Origin of the sequence: Sphingomonas paucimobilis NBRC 13935, assembly GCF_000739895.2 — a bacterium.
In the GTDB taxonomy this organism is placed as follows: Bacteria; Pseudomonadota; Alphaproteobacteria; order Sphingomonadales; family Sphingomonadaceae; genus Sphingomonas; species Sphingomonas paucimobilis.
On the sequence record NZ_BBJS01000073.2, the window covers coordinates 1 to 813 of the forward strand.

Consider the following 813-nt stretch of genomic DNA (forward strand, 5'->3'; position numbering starts at 1 on the left):
CGGCGACGCCATCGTCGCTATGGCGAAATGGTGCACGAAGTATGGGGCGAAAACGAACCGGCCCTATTTCTCGCTTGATGGCGTCACGCCGGTTAAGGCCACCGTCTGGGACCGAATGCGTGCGAAGTGGACCCATGTTCACGGCCGAACGAATGTGTGGCAGGAACCGCCTGTTCATGGTGCCGAGCGCGTCAAAAACCCGACCGGAACGGGCTATCTCCATGCAAACCAAAAGCCGCTCACGCTGATGGAACGCCAGATTTTGGCCGCGACCGATCCCAACGACGTGGTCTGGGAGCCCTTCGGTGGCCTTATGTCTGCAACGGTCGCGGCAATCCGAAGCGGACGCCGCGCACATGCTGCCGAGCTGAACCCGGTATTCTTCGACGCCGCCACCGAACGAGTGCGATCCGCCATCAACTCCTGCGATCTGCGAGCGGTCTCTTGACGGCTCCGGTTCGCAGCAACGGGCCAGCCCAGACCTCTCCGCATCGGGGTCTATATGACCGCGTCATTGATGCACTGCACGCCCTGCCGTCACGGTTCCGCACGTCCCTGCGGATTGCTGGCATCAGCGCAACAGACCTGTTCACGCTGAATACGCCGTTAGGGGCAGCTATTGAAGCGTCCGTGGTCGAAAACCTCAATGACCTGCGCGATCTGTGGGACCCCAACCACGAATATGAAATCTATTCGTTCGTCAGGCAGGCCCAAGTGTTTCCTGACGTTCGGTTGCAAACGACTGCGCCCGGTGTGCCGGAAGCTGACCGCATTCTCATGGGTATTGAGCTGAAAGGTTGGTTTGTTCTCGCC

General features: G+C 59.9%; 2 protein-coding genes. Both read left to right on the forward strand.

The genetic code is table 11. The annotated features are described in order from the left end of the window. Positions 1-448 (forward strand): DNA methyltransferase (locus SP6_RS19815; protein ID WP_042469571.1); only part of this gene is annotated, 448 nt, incomplete at its 5' end. Next, the coding region (locus tag SP6_RS21155; RefSeq protein WP_042469570.1) for a hypothetical protein at positions 445-813 on the forward strand (369 nt) is incomplete at its 3' end. The genes SP6_RS19815 and SP6_RS21155, both read left to right, overlap by 4 nt.